This is a genomic window from Anaerohalosphaera lusitana, assembly GCF_002007645.1.
Lineage (GTDB): Bacteria > Planctomycetota > Phycisphaerae > Sedimentisphaerales > Anaerohalosphaeraceae > Anaerohalosphaera > Anaerohalosphaera lusitana.
Genome location: NZ_CP019791.1, coordinates 843,005 through 861,169, shown reverse-complemented (window position 1 = coordinate 861,169; position 18,165 = coordinate 843,005). Strand labels below are relative to the sequence as shown.

Annotated in this window: 19 protein-coding genes; 4 read left to right on the top strand and 15 right to left on the bottom strand. The window is 55.7% G+C overall.

The annotated features are described in order from the left end of the window. The 13 genes from STSP2_RS03715 to STSP2_RS03655 form a co-directional block, all read right to left on the bottom strand. Entirely contained in the window at positions 1-1,533 is a 1,533-nt protein-coding gene (locus STSP2_RS03715; protein WP_146659968.1) for an HD family phosphohydrolase, read from the bottom strand. A gap of 12 nt (positions 1,534-1,545) precedes the next feature. Then, the gene (locus STSP2_RS03710; protein ID WP_205847991.1) at positions 1,546-2,502 is read right to left on the bottom strand and encodes a PhoH family protein; all 957 of its coding nucleotides are present in this window, start codon (positions 2,500-2,502) and stop codon (positions 1,546-1,548) included. A gap of 15 nt (positions 2,503-2,517) precedes the next feature. Then, positions 2,518-3,384, bottom strand: coding sequence for a phosphatidate cytidylyltransferase (locus STSP2_RS03705; RefSeq protein ID WP_146659965.1), 867 nt, complete (start codon positions 3,382-3,384; stop codon positions 2,518-2,520). Between the two features lie 12 nt (positions 3,385-3,396). Continuing rightward, positions 3,397-4,176, bottom strand: a complete 780-nt coding sequence (locus STSP2_RS03700) for an isoprenyl transferase (protein ID WP_146659963.1) — start codon at positions 4,174-4,176, stop codon at positions 3,397-3,399. A 25-nt stretch (positions 4,177-4,201) separates the two neighbouring features. Beyond that, entirely contained in the window at positions 4,202-5,479 is a 1,278-nt protein-coding gene (locus STSP2_RS03695; protein WP_146659962.1) for an adenylosuccinate synthase, read from the bottom strand. Positions 5,480-5,533: 54 nt separating this feature from the next. Further along, positions 5,534-5,992 (bottom strand): hypothetical protein, encoded by a 459-nt coding sequence (locus STSP2_RS03690; protein WP_146659960.1) that lies wholly within the window; start codon positions 5,990-5,992, stop codon positions 5,534-5,536. A 48-nt stretch (positions 5,993-6,040) separates the two neighbouring features. Beyond that, positions 6,041-6,790: a hypothetical protein gene (locus STSP2_RS03685; protein WP_146659958.1), complete on the bottom strand. Its 750-nt coding sequence runs from the start codon at positions 6,788-6,790 to the stop codon at positions 6,041-6,043. Positions 6,791-6,954: 164 nt separating this feature from the next. Beyond that, a complete protein-coding gene (locus tag STSP2_RS03680) occupies positions 6,955-7,932 on the bottom strand; it encodes an undecaprenyl-diphosphate phosphatase (RefSeq protein ID WP_205847990.1) in 978 nt (325 codons plus the stop codon). Between the two features lie 44 nt (positions 7,933-7,976). Then, entirely contained in the window at positions 7,977-8,492 is a 516-nt protein-coding gene (locus STSP2_RS03675; RefSeq protein ID WP_146659956.1) for a phosphatidylglycerophosphatase A family protein, read from the bottom strand. 109 nt (positions 8,493-8,601) lie between these two features. Next, a complete protein-coding gene (locus STSP2_RS03670) occupies positions 8,602-9,699 on the bottom strand; it encodes a deoxyguanosinetriphosphate triphosphohydrolase (protein ID WP_146659955.1) in 1,098 nt (365 codons plus the stop codon). Between the two features lie 94 nt (positions 9,700-9,793). Next, positions 9,794-10,303, bottom strand: a complete 510-nt coding sequence (locus STSP2_RS03665) for an HIT family protein (protein ID WP_146659953.1) — start codon at positions 10,301-10,303, stop codon at positions 9,794-9,796. Further along, positions 10,303-11,292 (bottom strand): hypothetical protein, encoded by a 990-nt coding sequence (locus STSP2_RS03660; RefSeq protein ID WP_146659951.1) that lies wholly within the window; start codon positions 11,290-11,292, stop codon positions 10,303-10,305. Before STSP2_RS03660 ends, STSP2_RS03665 begins: the two co-directional genes overlap by 1 nt. 38 nt (positions 11,293-11,330) lie before the next feature. Further along, on the bottom strand, positions 11,331-12,314 hold the full coding sequence (locus tag STSP2_RS03655) for a hypothetical protein (protein ID WP_146659949.1): 984 nt from the start codon (positions 12,312-12,314) through the stop codon (positions 11,331-11,333). A gap of 424 nt (positions 12,315-12,738) precedes the next feature. Here STSP2_RS03655 and ilvD point away from each other — a divergent pair, with 424 nt between their 5' ends. The 4 genes from ilvD (at position 12,739) to STSP2_RS03635 (ending at position 17,090) form a co-directional block, all read left to right on the top strand. Further along, on the top strand, positions 12,739-14,409 hold the full coding sequence (gene ilvD, locus STSP2_RS03650; RefSeq protein WP_146659947.1) for a dihydroxy-acid dehydratase: 1,671 nt from the start codon (positions 12,739-12,741) through the stop codon (positions 14,407-14,409). A 106-nt stretch (positions 14,410-14,515) separates the two neighbouring features. After that, complete coding sequence (locus tag STSP2_RS03645; protein ID WP_146659945.1) at positions 14,516-15,571, top strand: uroporphyrinogen decarboxylase family protein; 1,056 nt, start codon at positions 14,516-14,518, stop codon at positions 15,569-15,571. 144 nt (positions 15,572-15,715) lie between these two features. Beyond that, positions 15,716-16,414, top strand: coding sequence for a hemerythrin domain-containing protein (locus STSP2_RS03640; RefSeq protein ID WP_146659943.1), 699 nt, complete (start codon positions 15,716-15,718; stop codon positions 16,412-16,414). Positions 16,415-16,490: 76 nt separating this feature from the next. Beyond that, positions 16,491-17,090, top strand: a complete 600-nt coding sequence (locus STSP2_RS03635; protein ID WP_146659942.1) for a hypothetical protein — start codon at positions 16,491-16,493, stop codon at positions 17,088-17,090. Between the two features lie 48 nt (positions 17,091-17,138). On the opposite strand, the gene STSP2_RS03630 is transcribed toward STSP2_RS03635, so the two are convergent. Both STSP2_RS03630 and STSP2_RS03625 read right to left on the bottom strand, forming a co-directional pair. After that, positions 17,139-17,546, bottom strand: a complete 408-nt coding sequence (locus STSP2_RS03630; protein ID WP_169852957.1) for a YkgJ family cysteine cluster protein — start codon at positions 17,544-17,546, stop codon at positions 17,139-17,141. Then, on the bottom strand, positions 17,536-17,991 hold the full coding sequence (locus STSP2_RS03625; protein WP_169852956.1) for a YkgJ family cysteine cluster protein: 456 nt from the start codon (positions 17,989-17,991) through the stop codon (positions 17,536-17,538). Before STSP2_RS03625 ends, STSP2_RS03630 begins: the two co-directional genes overlap by 11 nt. Positions 17,992-18,165: the final 174 nt, after the last annotated feature.

The window sequence follows — 18,165 nt, the reverse complement described above, 5'->3', positions numbered from 1 at the left end:
TTAACCATTCTCCTTTTGTGGTTCGTCGGGCGGGGTCGGGTACTTGATCCTGCCGTGGTGATGAGCGGCGAGCGATTTTGAGAGCGTTTCTTCGATCGTACTGAGTTCGCGCAGGGTGAGATCGCATTCGTCGAACTGGCCGTCCTGCAGGCGTTTCATTGCCATGTTGTGAACGACGGCCTCGATGCGGGTTGGTGAGACGTCGCCGAGTGAGCGGACCGCGCTTTCGCAGGTGTCCGAGAGCATGACAATGGCGGCTTCTTTTGAATGCGGTTTCGGGCCCGGATAGCGGAACTCGGTGTCGCTGATGGTGGTGCCCTTTTCGTCGGCCTGTTTTTTCGCTTCGTTGTAGAAGTATTCGATCAGGGTCGTGCCGTGATGTGTTTCAATGAATTGGCGAAGCACAGCGGGCAGGCCGTACTCGCGGGCGATCTCGATGCCATCCTTTACGTGACCTACAATGACGAGCTGGCTCATCGCAGGCGAAAGTGCCTCGTGACGGCTGGCCGAGCCCATCTGATTTTCGACGAAATACGGGGGCTTGTTTATCTTGCCGATGTCGTGATAGTAGGCACCGACCCGGCAGAGCAGGCCGTTGGCGTTGATCGAGTCGGCGGCGGATTCGGCGATACTGCCGATCAGCAGACTGTGGCTGAATGTGCCCGGTGCTTCCATAGCGAGCTTTTTAAGCAGGGGCTGGTTGGCGTCGCTGTAGTCGAGAAGCGTCATGCTGGTTGCGATGCCGAAGGCACGTTCGATCAGCGGCAGGAAGCCCTGAATGAGGAAGCCAACCGCGACTGTTACGGCTGCGGCGGCTCCGCTGGTTTTGGATATTTTCGTTGCGGTCCAGTCGTCCAGTACGCCAAGGCTGGTCGCTACAAGCATAACGATGACAGCCGCGAGCGTCGTGACTTCGATGAGCTTCATGCGTGTTCGGATCTCGCGAAGCGCGAAGCAGCAGGTGACCGCGCCTGCGATCATCGTCAGGAAAAGCTGGAAGAGCTTGAGCGTGGTTGCTTCGTCCGCTCGTGCGGCGAAACAGGCGAGGATGCAGAAGAACGTCGTCATGCCTATCGCGAATCGCTGATCGTATGCGATGGTGAGGATGACAGCACTGGTGATCGCTGAGCCTGTTGCAAGGTATGTCCATTCGGAATAGAAGGACGCTGCGCGTGTTATCGCGAGCAGCAGCAGAAACAGCGTCGCAAGAGCTATCGCGCGCGGGGCGCGTTCGATTATGCGATGCTTGAAATGATGCACGTACATCGCGCCGCCGAGCGAAATGATCGATACGAGTGCGGCGATGGAGAATATCTGCGACCACGGCCGCCACATGTCCTGGAAGAACGTGTCGAGCGCACGAGTCTGAACGCTGAGGATGGCAGTTGCGAGTACGATGAACAGGACGAGTACGGCGATGGCTGCGGGCAGCGGGCTGTTGACCGCTTTGCTGACTCGCTCGAGCCGTTCGGCGGAGATGGTGTCGCGGACGTGCTGCCGCCGGGCTGAGATTTTCTTTTTCTTTCTTGCCATTAGTTTCGCCGATCAATCCTGTTTCGAATTCTGATCCGTCTTCTTCTTATCGTATGCCTGGACGATGTTCTGAACGAGAGAATGCCTTACGATGTCGGTTTTTCCAAGCTGTACGAATCCTACGCCGTCGATGCCCTTTAGTGTTCGCCAGGCGTCGACCATTCCGCTGGGTTTTCCCTTTTCGAGGTCGACCTGGGTGATATCGCCCGTGATGATCATCTTGGAGCCTCGGCCGAGACGGGTCAAAAGCATGAGCATCTGAGATGGCGAGGTGTTCTGGGCCTCGTCGCAGATGATCGCTGCTTCGTTGAGCGTTCTGCCTCGCATGAAGGCGAGCGGGATGATCTCGATTATGTCCATTTCCATGAACTTGCGCATCTGGCCGAAGTCCATCATCTCTTCGAGCGCGTCGAAGAGCGGACGCAGATAGGGATTCACTTTCGCCTGCAGGTCGCCGGGCAGGAAGCCGAGTTTTTCACCTGCTTCGACCGCTGGCCTGGCGAGGATGACCTTTCGCACGAGCTTCTGCTTGAGCATCGAGACTGCTGCAGCGACGGCGAGGTAGGTTTTTCCGGTGCCGGCAGGTCCGGTGCAGAGCGTGAGGTCGTTTTTCTGGATGGTGCGGATGTAGTCGAGCTGGCCTCGGGTGAAGGGTTCGATCACGCCTCGATGGCCAAAAACGATGATGCTTTCGTCTTTTGATGGTTTTATCTGGTTTTTGGCCTGAGAGATTATTTCGTCGACGTCTGCTTCGGTAAGCAGGCCGCGTTTCATGAGACGCTTTTGCATTCGTCCGATAATATCGCCCGCCTTGCGAGCCTTTTCCGGGTCGCCTGTAATGGTAACCACGGCATCGCGAACGGTTATCCGCAGACCCATCGAGCCTCGGAGCTTGCGCAGATACTTGTCCGCAGGGCCGAAAAGCTCTGGGCTGTCCAGATCTGGTGCAAGTTTAACTTTTACTTCCAATTTCTCTCCCAAAAACTAAGCAGATGCGAACATCAGAAAAGCATAGGCCAGCGGTGCGGTCCCGAGCGGAGAGTCAATAACGTCCAAAACACCCCCAAAACCCGGCACAACTGCCGACGAATCCTTTTGCTGGGCATCTCTTTTGATCATAGATTCAGCCAGGTCAGCCAACTGGCCACATACAGCAAAGACGATTCCGAACAAAACGGCTGACCAGGGAGCCATTATATCACAGCAATACCCAAAAATAAAAGAAACAATAGCTGCAAATATTATTGCGCCCGCGAGCCCTTCCCAGGTCTTGCCCGGGCTGATGCGGGGGGCGAATTTGTGCTTTCCGAAAAGTTTGCCGGCAGTGTAAGCCCCTATATCAGAGGACTTTACGACAAAAACGAACATCAGAAGCGCCCACACGCCGAATTCTATACGAATTCCGAGTACGAAGCTACTGAGAAGACCGAGATAAAAAATACAAAAGAGGTTGGCGCTGCAGTTTTTCAGCACGTCGGATGTGCCGAACCACTTTCCCTGGTACAGAAATACACCCAGAACGGCGAATGCGGAGGTGAAAAGCAGGTAGTAGAGCTGGAATTGTGCCGGATCGGTGTAAAACTGGGCCCAGTACCAGTTGGTCGCCATAAGTGCGGTCAGGATTATCGTGAGGGGCTTGAATACTTTTGCGCCGACGTTGGCCAGCAGGTGCGAAAGTTCGAATGTCGCCGGGATCGCAAGGCCCGCTAGAAGACCGGCGAGAATGCTGGCCTGAATGGGGAGGTTTTCTGTGTCGGCAAGAAGGGACCCGTCCAGCCACGCGTCGAATATGAGCAGACCGAGGAAGGCCGCGATCATCAATGTTCCAAAGATGAGTCTGTATTTAAGCATGTTGTGAAGGTCCTATTGCTGTGCGGATTTTGAGTTCACGTCGCCGAATCGTCTTGCTCGTTTTGCGTATGCGAGTATCGCTTCATCAAGGCTGTCTGGGTTGAAGTCGGGCCAGAAGGTTTCGGTCACGTAGAATTCTGCGTAGGAAAGCTGCCAGAGCAGGAAGTTGCTGATGCGCATCTCGCCGCTGGTGCGGATGAGCAGATCCGGGTCGGGCAGCCCGGCCGTGTAAAGGTGGCGGTCGAAGCAGGATTCGTCGATGTCGTCAATATCCAGCTTGCCGGCTTTGTATTCTTCCGCTATTTCGCGGGCCGCGTCGATGAGTTCGGTGCGTGCGCCGTAGTTGAGTGCGAGACCGAGGGCCATACCCTTGTTGTTCTTGGTCAGGTCGACCGTGCCGTGCATCGTTTCGATGACCTTGTCGGGCAGGGGCTTTTCTCTGCCGAGATGGACCAGGCGGACATCATTTTTCATCAGCGTTTCGCGAATGCCCTCGAGGTACATGCTGTAAAGGCCCATGAGAAATTCGATCTCCTCGGCCGGGCGTTTCCAGTTCTGCATGGAGAAGGAATAGAGCGTTAGGGCCTCGACGCCGATGTCGACGCAGTAGAGGGCGATCTTTTCGACGATCTGCCCGCCCTTGCTGTGGCCGTGGAATCGCGGCAGGCCACGCTGCTGGGCCCATCTGCCGTTGCCGTCCATAATAATCGCGATGTGGCGCGGTATGGATTCAGCGGGTACTCCAAGGCGTTCGGCTGCGGCGGCTCGTTTTTGTTTGAAGCTGTCAGTCAATATATCTTCCTGTAATATTTCCGTGTTACTTGCGGGTTATCGCCTGGCTGCGTTTGGGTCCGACGCCGATCATGGTGACAGGTACTCCGATGATCTGCTCGACCTTCTCGACGTAGTTCTTGGCATTCTGCGGCAGATCCTCGAAGTTCTGTACGCCGCTGATGTCCTCGTCCCAGCCGGGCAGGGTTTCGTAAACACATTCGGCGGAGGCGAGCTCTTCGCCGTCGATCGGGAAGAAGTCGGTTTCGCGGCCGTTGACGCTGTAGGCCTTGCATATTTTCAGTTCGGGCATGCCGGCGAGCGTGTCGAGGTGCATCATCGCGACCTCGGTTATACCGCCGATCCTGGCGGTGTACGCGGTCGCGACACCGTCGAACCAGCCGCAGCGTCGCGGCCTGCCGGTCGTAGTGCCGTACTCGTTGCCCTTGTCGCGAATGAGCTGGCCCGTATCGTTGTCCTGCTCGGTCGGGAACGGCCCCTCGCCGACGCGGGTGGTGTATGCCTTGACGAGACCGATGAATCGGTCGACCTTCTGGTTCGGTACGCCGCAGCCGGGGCCCATGCCAAGCGCGCTGGCGTTGGAGCTGGTCACGAACGGGAACGTGCCGTGGTCGAGGTCGAGCAGTGCGCCCTGTGCGCCTTCGAAGAGGATGTTCTTGCCCTGTTCGATGGATTCGTGCAGGTACTGCGTCGTATTGCGGATGTACGGCCCGAGCTTCTGAGCGTAGACCCGGCACTTCGCGAAAATGTCGTCGACGCTGATCGGTTCGGCGTCGTAGAGAGCGGCGAAAACTTTGTTCTTGTATGCGATGATCTTTTCGAGCCGCTGCTTGAGGTTGTCGAGGTGCTTGAAGTCGGACATGCGTACGGCAAAGCTTCGGCCAACTTTGTCTGCATAGCAGGGGCCGATGCCGCGAGCGGTTGTGCCGATCTTGTCCTTGCCGAGAGATTGTTCGCGGAGGCGATCCTCGAGCTTGTGATAGTCGAGCACAACGTTTGCGCTTTCGCTGATGAACAGTCTGCCCGCGAGGCTGATGTCGCGTTCGGCAAGTCCTTCGATCTCGCCGATGAGTATTTCGGGGTCGACGACAACACCGTTGCCGATCACGCACGCGGTGCCGGGTCGAACGGCGCCGCTGGGCATTATGTGCAGGGCGAATTTTTCGTCGCCGATTATTACGGTATGGCCCGCATTGGCCCCGCCGCCGTAGCGTGCTACGATATCACTTTTCTCGGCGAGGATATCAACGACCTTGCCCTTGCCTTCATCACCCCATTGCAATCCGACTACACAACAATTCATCGAATTCAAACCTTTCTATCTATCCAATTTGCGGGCCTGCAGAGAGGCCTGTGTTTAACTGATCTTTTCAACTATTTTATCAAGTACGGCCGAGATGTTGTCATACTTGTAACGGCTGAGGACCAGCTCGTCCTGTTTACCGTTGGCGTCTTTGTATATGACCGTGAACTTGCCCTTGTTATCGAAATGCGTCTTGTTGACCGCTTCGATCTGATCGTATTTTATGCTCCGACCCTCGGCTGTGATGCCCTCTTCGTCGGCGGTTACCTTTTTCTTGCCAAACAGCCAGTAGCCGATACCGAGCAGTGCCGCACCTGGAACGAGTACGAACGGAGCCATGCGGTTTAGCTTGAGGTCGGAGTCCGCAACCCCCTCTTCGCTGGTATGTTCCTGGATGAAATCCTCGTTGATGTATCCATCGTATGCGAACCATGCCGCTGCGGCAAGCAGGACGACTGCCCAGATAACTAGATTCTTTTTTCTGTAGCTGCTGTAAGGTGCCTGTATGGCCATCCGAATCTCTCCTGTTTCTAAATTACGCTAACGCCCATTTACTCAGTATTATCTCCGCGCGATCGCAGCGGTTAACGGACTAACAAAATTCGGCAATATTTTCTCGACCATGAGCTGCTCGGCCAACTCGACCTGCCTGCGATACTCGGCCGGGGCCTCAAACTTTGCGTCCGGACCCGGGTAACGCCTGATGGTCATATATATGCTGATCGGGTCGCCGGGACGATATTTGCGGTTGCGGATATCGAACACCGGCGTGCGGGATTCGACGGCGACTCGGGCCTGCAGACGGCAGTCCTCATCGAAGGCGATTATTGCCGACGGACAGCAGCCGATCTGGGTCGCTCCGGGAGTGTCGGCGAATGAGGCGAACGGTGTGCCGGCCATAAATGCCTCGGAGACGATCTCGTGATGGTTGCCCTTGCAGTCGAAATCCATAGTATAGGTCAGATCGAGCGATGCTATATCGAGCGAGCTCAGCCCCAGCATATAGGGTGCAAGCTCGAGAACGGACATGTTGAGCTCGTGAGCGTCCTCCATAGTGGTCGGGCACACGCAGCCGCTGCAAAGTCTGTCCGTGTCGAGGTTTACGTACCTGTACCGTTCCTGGAGCATTTCCTGTTCCAGGCAGAAATCGCCCGATTCGCGGCGGTAGAAATTGCCCATCGCGGGGAACTGCTTTCGGATCCGTTCGAAAAACGTCAGGACCGTATCCCTCTGATTCGGTAATTCGAGCTCAGTGTTTACCTGCATGTCCACGTAGAACGCATCGCAAAGTGAGCTGAAACTGTTATCCATTTTTGAGTCCGCAACAATAATCTTCTACTGCAATCCTTCGGCAGGAAATCTGCGCACCAAAGACGCAATTCCAATGCCACAAACAGCGAGCATTTTCGCATAAAAAGCGGGGTATTACAAGCACGAATAGCAGGTGAAACCAAAAAGACGGGATGTAAACAGGCCTAAGCGACCCACAAAAGGTAGGCAGCGGCTGCGATGGCGAGACCTATTCGGTAGTAGCCGAAAATGGCCATGCTGTGGGTTTTCAGGTATGTCACCAGCCATTTTACCGCGATGGCGGCGGAGATGAGTGAGAAAAGAAAGCCGACAAAAGCGGTCGCCGGGTCGTAGGCCTCCAGGACTATCGAACCGTGCACTACAAGCTCATAAACCGTTGCTGCGCCTAGGGTTATGCCGCCCAGCAGAAAGCTGAACTCCACTGCGGCGACCAGGGGCAGGCCCACCAGCAGACCGCCGAGAATGGTAGCGAGCGAACGGCTCACGCCGGGCCACATCGCGATGCACTGGATCAGGCCGATGATCAGGGCCTGGCGAGCGGTCATCGTTTCGAGGATGGTATCGGCGGGCGAAGCCTTTTTGTCGGGATGACGCTTCCAGGCAAGAATTACTATACCGCCGGCCAGCCAGGCGACGACTATGGGCCAGGGGCCGAAAAGGACGCTTTTTATCGTGGACTGCAGCAAAAGCCCCACGATCGCGGCGGGAAGAAAGGCGATGATCAGGTTTATGCCGATCTGCCTGCCCGGATCACCCGTGAACATGCCGACGGAGACCTGCCGGACACGCTTGAAGTACAGGCCGAGCACAGCCAGGATCGCGCCGGACTGGATGATTATAGCGTAAGAATCGGCCGCAGCTTCGGCCTGTTCGGTTTCAGCAAGGCCGAGCATTTTCTGCAAAAACAGCAGGTGGCCCGTGGAACTTACGGGGAGGTATTCGGTGATGCCTTCGACAACTCCGAGCAGTATGGCGTCGAAGGTTGAAAAATTGTTTTCGGCCGGCGGGGTTTCGGCGGATGCAGGTGTCTCAGCCGCGAAAACGGGCAAGACTAACAACGCTGTTGCGAAAAAAGCAGCGATCAAGGCAGGTTTTCGCAGCGAATCAAAGGCGGACTGCATTTTATTGGTTTTTCCGAGCACGTTTTATACTCCTGGGAATTTCAATGCGCGATCTATGTTCTAATTTACGCGGGCGGTGTGACGTCGCTTACTTTGAGATAGACTACCTGGGCGAGCAGGAGCACTATGCCACCGTAGAGTCCCGCCATCAGGTCGTCGGCGAGTATGCCCCAGCCGGCGGGGAACTTTTCGAGCAGTTTGCATGGATAGGGTTTGATTATATCGAAAAGCCGGAACAGCAGGAAGCTGCCGCCCGCTGCGATCGCAACCTGGGGCATTGCGTAGGCTGAGGGCAGGATGAACATGAGCGTTATGGCCTGGCCCGCTGCTTCGTCGACGACCACTTCGCCGGGGTCCTTTCGGCCTGCCGCCTTGATGGAAGCGGGCGAGCACAGCACGCAGATAATGCTCGATAGCAGGGCCACGATGATCATGGCGTATCGCATCGGGCCGGGCTTGACGCCGAGGTAGTAAAGGAGGGCGAAAATTCCGACGGGCCCGAGAGAGCCCCATGTGCCGGGGGCGATCGGCAGCCAGCCGAGTCCGAAACTGCTTGTCAGAAAACGTTTTATGCCTAGCATATGAGTTTCCTTAAACGCGGAAAGATATCATAACTGGTTGGATTCTAAGCTATTGCGGGTGAGTTTGCCAGTTTTTTGTGGGCGCGTTGAGGATGAAATTTGTGCGTTGTCATGCGATTGAGAGCCGCCGGACCATCTGCTCGCAGTAGCGGTCGGTCATGCCCGCGATGTAGTCGCAGACGACTCGCTGAAGGCCCTCGGATTCGATGAAGCCGCGGTAGTAAGAGGGCATCTGTTCGGGGTCTTCGCAGAGCTTTTCGAACAGGCCGCGAAGCCAGCCGCTCGCGGTGTCGAAACCCTTGATCAGGTCGTCATGTTTATACATGTTCTTCATTAGGAAGGATTCGAGTTTCTGCAGTTTCGCATCGGCGTCATCGCTGAGGATGATCAGCGGGTCCGTGTGCCGGTAGACGTCCCGGACGGTCGCGATGTTTGCGTCGGCAATGGCGCGGGTGCTGGTGGCGATGCAGTCGCTGACGAGCATGTCGATGACCGCTTTTGCGGTGCGGATCTTGCGGACGACTATGTCGGTGATGGCAGGTGCGTTTATCAGCTCGCGGGCCCGGTCGAACAGTTCGATGCCGGTCAGGTCAGGTTCTTCGATGAAGCGGGAACGCAGGCCGTCTTCGAGGTCATGACAGTTGTAGGCGATGCGGTCGGCGACATTGGCGATCTGCCCTTCCAGCGAGCACCGCAGCTCGGCAAACTCGGACATCGTTTCGGGCTTGTCGTACGGGCTCGAGTGCAGCGCCAGGCCGAGGCGTGTTTCGTACATGAGATTCAGCCCCTGGAAGTCGGGGTAGGGATGCTCGATGAGATCGACGATGCGCATGGCCTGGAGATTATGTTCAAAGCCGCCGTGCGGGGCCATTATTTCGTTTATGGTGTGTTCACCTGCGTGCCCGAAAGGACTGTGGCCCACGTCATGCGCAAGGCAGATAGCCTCGGTCAGGCTCTCGTTGAGGTTGAGTGCGCGGGCGATTGTTCGGCCGATCTGCGCGACCTCGATGCTGTGCGTCAGGCGGTTGCGGTAGTTGTCGTTTACGCCCGCGACGAAGACCTGGGTCTTGCCCTCGAGCCTGCGGAACGCCTGGCTGTGGATGATCCGGTCGCGGTCACGCTCGAAATCGCCGCGGTACGGGTGAGGCTTTGTATCATATTTTCGACCCCGGCTGATGTCGGGGATAATCGCGTATTGTGCAAGCATATTGCTGTTCCTTTTGGCGCATCGGTAACTTATGTGCCGGGATTGTACCTTAAGTTGATGCCGGTTTGCAAGTGGATTGAGCGGTGAACGGCTGTTACAGTTTCGGATAGCCCTTTTCGACGCTGATCTGCTTTAGCAGGTCATACAGTTCGATCAGGTCCTGGCTTATCACGTCCGTGTCCGAGCAGACGGCCATGAAGTTCGTGTCGCCGTTCCAGCGTGGGACGATGTGGGCATGCATGTGGCCGGGCAGACCCGCGCCTGCGCATCGGCCGAAGTTCAGCCCCACGTTAAAGCCGTGCGGGTGGATCGTATCGCTGAGCGCGTTCTGTATCTCGCGGGTGAGTTTGGTTATTTCGAACAGCTCTTCGTCAGTCGCCGCATTCATATCGGGGATGTGCCGATTCGGTGCGATCAGCATATGGCCGTTGTTGTACGGAAAGCGGTTGAAGAGCACGACCGAATGCTGGCCGCGCCAGAGCACGAGGTTCTGCCGATCGTTGTCCTTGTCCTGCAGGTGATGGCAGATGAAGCATTCGTGTTCTTCGGTGAGCCCCTTGATGTATTTCATTCGCCATGGTGCCCAGAGATTCTTGCGTTCCATTAAAGCTCCGGCTGTTCAATTAGATCGATGGAGATGTTCTGGTCGACAGTCAGTGCGGGCTCGGTGTCCTGCAGGGGCAGCATGAAGCTGGCCGAGAGTTTCACGGTGTAGTTCTGTGTTTCGGATTCGACCACGCCGCGGTCGATGTTGAATACCTGCTTGCCTGAACCCTCGAGCGATTTGAGCTCGTAGTTGCGGAGGAACCCGAACAGGCCCCGCATGCGGTACTGGCGGTCGTAGGGAACAGGGATGTTCTCGAGCTTGCCGGTAGTCGGTTCGAAGCTCATGGCGAAGACGGCTTTTTTGCCTTCGTCGGTGGTCTTGATGTCGGTCAGCTCGTAGGTGGTCCGGCGGATGCCGCGAATGGGAGAGGCGAAGGGGATGAGCTGAGTGGTCTGCCATTCCCTGCCGACTTCGACGGGCGGATTCGCGGATGCGAGCTTGCCCACGCTGTCCCAGAGATACCATTGCAGGGTCACGAAATCCGAGATCATATCTGCGTTTTTGATGTTGCCCTGGTCAGCGGAACCAGCGAAGGCCTTTGCGCCGAGTTCTTTGACGACGCGTTCGAGATCGGTGTAATCCTCGATCTTGCCGGTCGGACCGACCTTGAAGGTGAAGGTCTTGCCCTGCAGGAAAGTTACAGCATCGGTATTTTCGGTTCTGCCGCTGAGGGTCTTGCGCTGAACCGATGCGGACCTGCAGGTTGCTTCGATGGTCGTAAGGCCGTACGGGTTTATCTCGCCCTGCGGCTTGTAGGACATGATCAGTTCGAGCTTTTCGGTCGCGGTCTGCGATCCGCCGCCGGTCTTCTGGCCCAGATTCACATCTACAACCCTTTCGGAGACCATTCTGTATGAAACAGGTCTGTCGGGGTCGAACTCCACGATGAGAAGTTCGTCATCTCCTTCCGCTGTCTGAGCCTGGGGCCCGCAGCCGCAAATCGCGATGATCGGTAGAGATATCAACAGTGTGCAGAATAATCTCATCACAGGGCAATCCTTTGTATCTTAGGTTCGCAGTTGCCTTAGTTAAGTTTTTCGAGCCTGATGCTGTTTAAGAAACCCATCGTCAGCGTATCTGGCTGCTGCTGTGGTTCGGGCTGCTGTTGCTGGGGCCCTTGTGCGCCGAACGATTCTTCTGTCGCAATGTATTTAGCGTCGAGTGTTTCATCATAAAGGAGAATGTCGCCCGTGTCGAGGTTGAGTTTGAGCGTGCCGGTGAATTCTTCCTGGGTGTCGAACATCTTGATCATGAAGCCGAAACCCTTTGACTGCGGATGGTCCTCTGCGCGGACGGCGCTCTCAATAGCGGACATGTCTATGGTCGCGACCGTACTGCCGTCCTCCTTGTCGATGCTTGTAAGCGTATAGGTCTTTTCGAACGATTTCGGGTCGAGCAGACGCGGGTGAGAGCCCTTGATTCGTGTCCACGATTCACCTACCTCTACCTCGCCCTGTTCGGGATCTGGCAGTGCGAGTATCTCGTGCCTTTCGATGATGGCTTTGTCCTCGAACAGACCCTTGTTGATGGTACCCGCAAAACCTGCCTTGACTGCGTTGCGAATATCGGCCGCGTCGATCACAGTTACTTTGCCCGCGGGCGTCTTGCTGATCTTGTATGACATGCCGACGATCTTTGCCAGAGGATCATTGCTGTCATCGTCTCGCTGACTGTCGAAGTCATATTTGATGCCGTCTTTGTCCTGCAGAAAGACCTTGAGCTCCTTGATCGTGTTTTCGATCTGGGCCGTGCCGTCTTCGGCAACGCCGGTGATCTTGCGGTCATAAACCATCTCAACAGTGGAGCCGGTCTTTTCCTGCTTGACCTTTTCCAGGGCCGGTTCCGAGAACTCGTAGCTCTGGATGGTACGTGTCGTAACCTTGAATGTGTCAGTCTCGTCGGGCTGAAACTGCAACTGGAGATTTGCGGTCTTCTGGCCGCAGCCGGAGGTGAAGATCACTGCGATGATAGAGACGACAAAGATCAGCGAAAAGCATTTACGGAACATATCAGACTCCTTGAAGTTGGATATTAATTTTCTTACCGGTCCGCTAAGACAGCCTTGAAACCGCCGCCGTCAAAAGCAAAGCGGAGAATTCAAGCTGCAATTAACTGCCAATTATAACTTTAGACACCATATTTACAAATAAATAATGGTAAGTCCGAGAACGCAACACAATTTACGTTCTTTTGAGGTCGGCAAAACATGCCCAAAAGATTTAAAAAGATGTGGGGCAGGCGGCCCGAGAAAAACGCCTTCGATTTGTTTCCGCGTTCACCAAATAAGGCGGGAACTGTGCGAAGCCGGTCTGACAGTGCTAAAAACGGCTTTACGGCAGCTATTGGTGATGCTATAATCGGCGTTTTTGATCTATCAGCGGCCAGCGATCGTTTGTCGCGGGCCCAAACTTGATACAGTTTCTGGAGCTACAATGAGAAGTGATGCGATAAAAGATGGTTTTCAGCGCAGTCCGCACCGCGGTCTGTTACGTGCCTGCGGAGTTGGTGACGATGATATGAAACGGCCGTTCATCGCGGTCGCCAACAGTTTCTGCGAGATCGTGCCCGGCCATGTCCACCTCAACAAGGTCGCCGAAACGGTCAAACAGGCGATCCGCGAAGCGGGCGGGATCCCGTTCGAGTTCAACACGATCGCGGTATGCGACGGCATCGCGATGGGCCATACGGGCATGAAATATTCTCTTGCATCGCGTGAGATCATCGCCGACGCGGTCGAGACGATGGTGCGTGCGCACTGCTTTGACGGCATGGTCTGCATACCAAACTGCGACAAGGTCGTGCCGGGCATGCTGATGGGCGCTGTGCGGACAGATATACCGACGCTGTTCGTCTCGGGCGGACCGATGGCGGCGGGCAGAACCAAAAACGGCAGGACCGTGGACCTGATCAGCATCTTCGAGGGCATCGCGGCATATAACGCGGGCAAAATGAGCATGGAAGAGCTGCACGAACTCGAATGCTCCGGCTGCCCCTCGCAGGGAAGCTGCTCGGGCATGTTCACAGCCAACAGCATGAACTGTCTTTGTGAAGCGATCGGCATGGCCCTGCCCGGCAATGGGACGATACTCGCGATCGATCCGAAACGCCAGGACCTCTACAAAGCCGCAGGCAAACGCGTCGTCGAGATGGTCGGCGAGGACCTCAAGCCCTCCGACATCCTCTGCGACAAGTCCTTCGACAACGCCTTCACGCTCGACATGGCGATGGGCGGCTCGACGAACACCGTTCTGCACGCGTTGGCGGTTGCGAACGAAGCGGGCATCGAGTACGACCTGGAACGCATAAACGCGATCACACAGAAGTGCCCTAATATCTGCAAGGTTTCGCCCTCCAGCGAATGGCACATCGAGGACGTTGACAAGGCAGGCGGCATCAGCGCGATACTCAACGAAGTGAACAAAATACCAAATCTGCTGGCGGCTGACTGCATGACCGCGACCGGCAAGACGCTGGGCGAGAATATCGCCGATACCCCGATCAAGGACAGCGACTGCATTCATAGCATCGAGAATGCATACACCAAGACCGGCGGGCTGTCGATCCTGATGGGTAATCTCGCGCCGAACGGCTGCGTGGTCAAAACGGCGGGCGTGAGCAAATCCATGCTCAAGCACAGCGGGCTGGCCGTGATATTCGAGTCGCAGGAAGAAGCATGCGACGGCATCCTGGCCGGCAAGGTCAAGAGCGGCGACGTCGTCATCATCCGCTACGAAGGGCCCAAGGGCGGACCCGGCATGCAGGAAATGCTCTCGCCCACGAGCTATATAATGGGCGCAGGGCTCGGCGATTCGGTCGCACTGATCACGGACGGACGTTTCTCGGGCGGCACACGCGGTGCGTGCATTGGCCACGTCTCGCCCGAGGCAGCAGTAGGCGGGCCGATCGGCCTGATCAAGGACGGCGACGTCATCGAGATCGACATTCTCAAAAATCAGATCGACGTCAAGCTCAGCGAACAGGAACTGGCCAAGCGAGGCAAGGAATGGAAGCCCAAGCCCCCGCGTATCACAAAGGGATACCTGGCAAAGTACGCATCGATGGCCACGAGTGCGGACACCGGTGCTGTCCTCAAATGGGACTAGCCGAACATAAACTGAACGAACCAGCAGGCCCGCGGCAGTAAGTCGCGGGCCTTTTATATGACGGGCGCTTTCATTCAGTTTCGACACTGACACAAAGAGGTTAAGCGTGAACTTCCAGCCTGATTACAGAATGATCCTGGACGTGCTTGCTAACCGCAGGCCGACGAGACTCCCTCTATACGAGCATATCATCGCGCCGCAGGTTATGGAAAAGATCCTCAACAGGAAATTTTCCGACCTGGAAAACGGCGACGCGAACGACCTGGGGCTGTTTTTTGAAAACTACTGCCATTTTTTCAAGTCCATGACATATGACACGGTCTCTTACGAGGTAACTATTGCGGATCGATTGCCCGGGCATGGTGCCATTCTGGGCGGCAAGCCCGGCCCGATCCAGTCCCGAAGTGATTTCCAAGCGTATCCGTGGGACCGGCTGCCCGAGTTGTACTGGGCGGAGGCACAAAAACGATTCGCTGCACTTGAAGAGATGATGCCTGAAGGCATGAAGGCTGTCGGCGGAGTCGGTAACGGAGTATTCGAGATCAGCGAAGATCTGGTGGGGATGGAGTATCTCGCCTACCTGCAGGCTGACGATCCCGAACTGCATGCTGAACTTTATACGCGGATCGGCGACTTGATGTATAAGCTCTGGGACAGGTTTCTCAAGCAATTCGGCAACGCTTATGCGGTCTGCAGAATGGGCGACGACCTGGGCTTCAAGAGCGGCTTTCTGATCTCGCCCGCCACGATCCGAAAACACATCATGCCTCAGTACAAGAGAATCACCGATCTGATACATTCCCACGGCAAGCCGTTTTTATGGCATAGCTGCGGGTGCGTCTTCGGAGTCATGGATGAAATGATCGAGCTGGGGATCGATGCAAAGCATTCAAACGAGGATCAGATCGCACCGTTTGACAGATGGATCGATCTATATGGCCAGAGGATCGGACTTCTTGGCGGCATCGACGTCAATCTGCTCTGCCTGGAAACGCCGGAGTATATAAAAAGCAGGGTCCAGGCGGATGCCCTGCGTTTTCGGCAAAAGGCTAACGGCTTTGCACTCGGATCGGGCAATTCAATTCCCAATTATGTGCCCGTGGAAGGCTATCTGGCGATGGTGGAAGCCGCTCAAGCCGTCAGGAAAGATCGATCCTGTTGAGTCAGTAACAGATCATGCTGCCGATGTTACTAAAGCGGAAGCCTGTTTAATTTTAAAAACATTTGTTTTTTACTTGTCCGCAACACCATCGAGGACTAAAATAGTCCTAGTACGAGATTAACATTCAACTTTGGAGGTACGACTATGAAAAAGCATATTGCCACCTTGATCATTTCTAGTGTTGTCGCGACAGCAATCGCTGGGTGCACCTGCCCTGCCCGGCAGGCTCAAGCACATTCGGCCACACCTGCGGCAGAGAGCACGCAGAACAAACAATCATCTGACATCCAGATGAATCGTGAAGCACCGGTCAAGGTCCTGAGCAAAGAGCACCGGGCGACCGAGATCGTGCTCAACGCAGCGGAGCAGGAAGCGAAAAATATCAGAACCACGGGCAAAATCGACACCGCGAAAGTGGATAAGATCATCAAATTCGCCCGCAACTTCACCGACCGCTGCCATCACGCCAAAGAAGAACGCTATCTTTTCCCGGCCCTGCATAAGGCAGGTCAGCATGCGGACACGATCGCAGTGGTTAAAGCTGAACATGAGCTCGGCCGTGACCTGGTGAACATGATCGAGACGCTTAACAGGAAACAGGCTGCCGTGCCGGGTGATCAGACCGGACAGCTCGCACAGCATCTGCAGGATTTCGCCGACCTGATGTACAAGCACATTGAAAAAGAAGATAACATCCTCTGGCCCGCAGCACATAACTCGCTCACTGCCGAGCAGCTCGACAAGGTTGGCATGGGTTTCTATACCGTGGAGTTCGTCGAGCTTGGCGAAGGGTTCCACCACAAATACCACCAGCTTGCGATGGAACTCAAATCAGCTAAGTAATACACCAGGATATTTTCAAACTAAAGACCTGTTCTGATTGTATTTGAAATATGATTTGTTGAGATTGGAGGACACGATGAAACATTTACTATTACTTTCGTTGGCAGTATTACTGCTGCCGGGGGCGGCGCTCGCAGGAACGGTGCTTAACACCAACCTGCTGGTCAATCCGGGATTTGAGGATTCGCTTAACGGCTGGGTCAGCAACGGCGGAGACAACCGCAGCAACGACCCGGCTCCGCATTCGGGATCCAGCTATGTGTTCTTCCCCAGTACGTCGACGGGCGCTGTGAGCCAGACAGTCGACCTGGATCTGGGCACATTCACAGAAGGCGACTATGAAGCGAATTACGGCGGCTGGCAGGCCAGATGGCACGGTCAGGCTGATGCGGGCAAAATCACGCTGTACTTTCTCGATCAGACCGGTGCCGCGCTCGGTTCCGACTCGCTGGGATTTCATTCGCCGGTGCCGTGGGAACTGCAGGAAGGCACGGCTGTGCTGCCGGGCGGGACCGAACAGATAATCTACGAGTTCTACGGCGTGCGGTATGAGGGGTCGAATCTCGATTCGTACCTCGATGACGCGTTCCTGAGCATTTCGGTTGTCCCCGAGCCGGCGACGTTAGTGATCCTTGCCGCCGGAGCTGTAATCTGCACCAGAAAACCGCGGCGATGATCGATCAATAACTGAACAAATGCCCCGTCGGATATCGTTCGGCGGGGCCTACTCTTGCGCGAGCTTGAGGGCGGCACCGAGTTCCATGTACAGGTATTCCATGCCTGTATCCCGGCAGATGCGTTTGAATTTGCGGATGGTTTCTTCGCTCAGCTCGCTCTGAAAATTCTCGTCGCCACGGCAATTGAAGATGCGGCACCCCGCGAACCGGTGATCGTAAACGCTGCATTTGCTGTCCTGCTGATACGGACACCTGCCCTCGCTCATCTCAAGTATGTCCGGCCCCATCGCCGCACGAAAATATTCCAGCTCGGCCAACGTCACATACAGCCGATGGTCGAACCCCGCAAAATCACAGCAGTTCCCGCACGCCCCGCAGACGGGTTTGCGATCCGCCAATTTCAATTCGAGCCAGTCGTAAACTTCCCGCACCTGCGCAACAACATCACTTCGCATCGTCATCGCCCCACCACTTCTGCTGCAGACGTCTCTCTTCGATCTCGTTCAGCGTAAACAGCGGGCCGCGGTTGATCCCCCCGCAACTCATCGCAGCCATGTTCCAGTCGACCGACGACCGCAGATTACCCGTCCAGAAAGGCCAGGTCCGACACTGGTTCGGCCGCACGTCGTATATCGCGCAGCCCCTGCCCTCGGGCGTATCGACCAGGAAGATGCAGTCCTTGGTTTTGCGGTCTTCGACGATGCTGTACCGGCTGCGAACCTTCTTGATATATTTCTGCATGACGGTTTCGACGCTTTCACCGAGGAAATCCGCCAGCTTCTGTATTTCGGGTCTGGTTATCCATATATAGCCCTCCTCCGGGCCCGCGCAGCACGAACCGCAGCCCATGCACTCGAAATGCAGGCCGGAGCGGTACCATTTTTCTCTTATTTTACCCATATTCGCCTGTGAAATCAGTTCTGTCGTAATTATTGCCTGCATTATCACCATATCGGGGGGTGCTGTTCAAGCACAAAGGCAAAAATAGGGCGTTTTGCCGTCGAATAAACTTGCAAGGTGGTCAAATTTACCATTATCCCTTATGATAAAGGCCATACTGACTTGAACCTAACA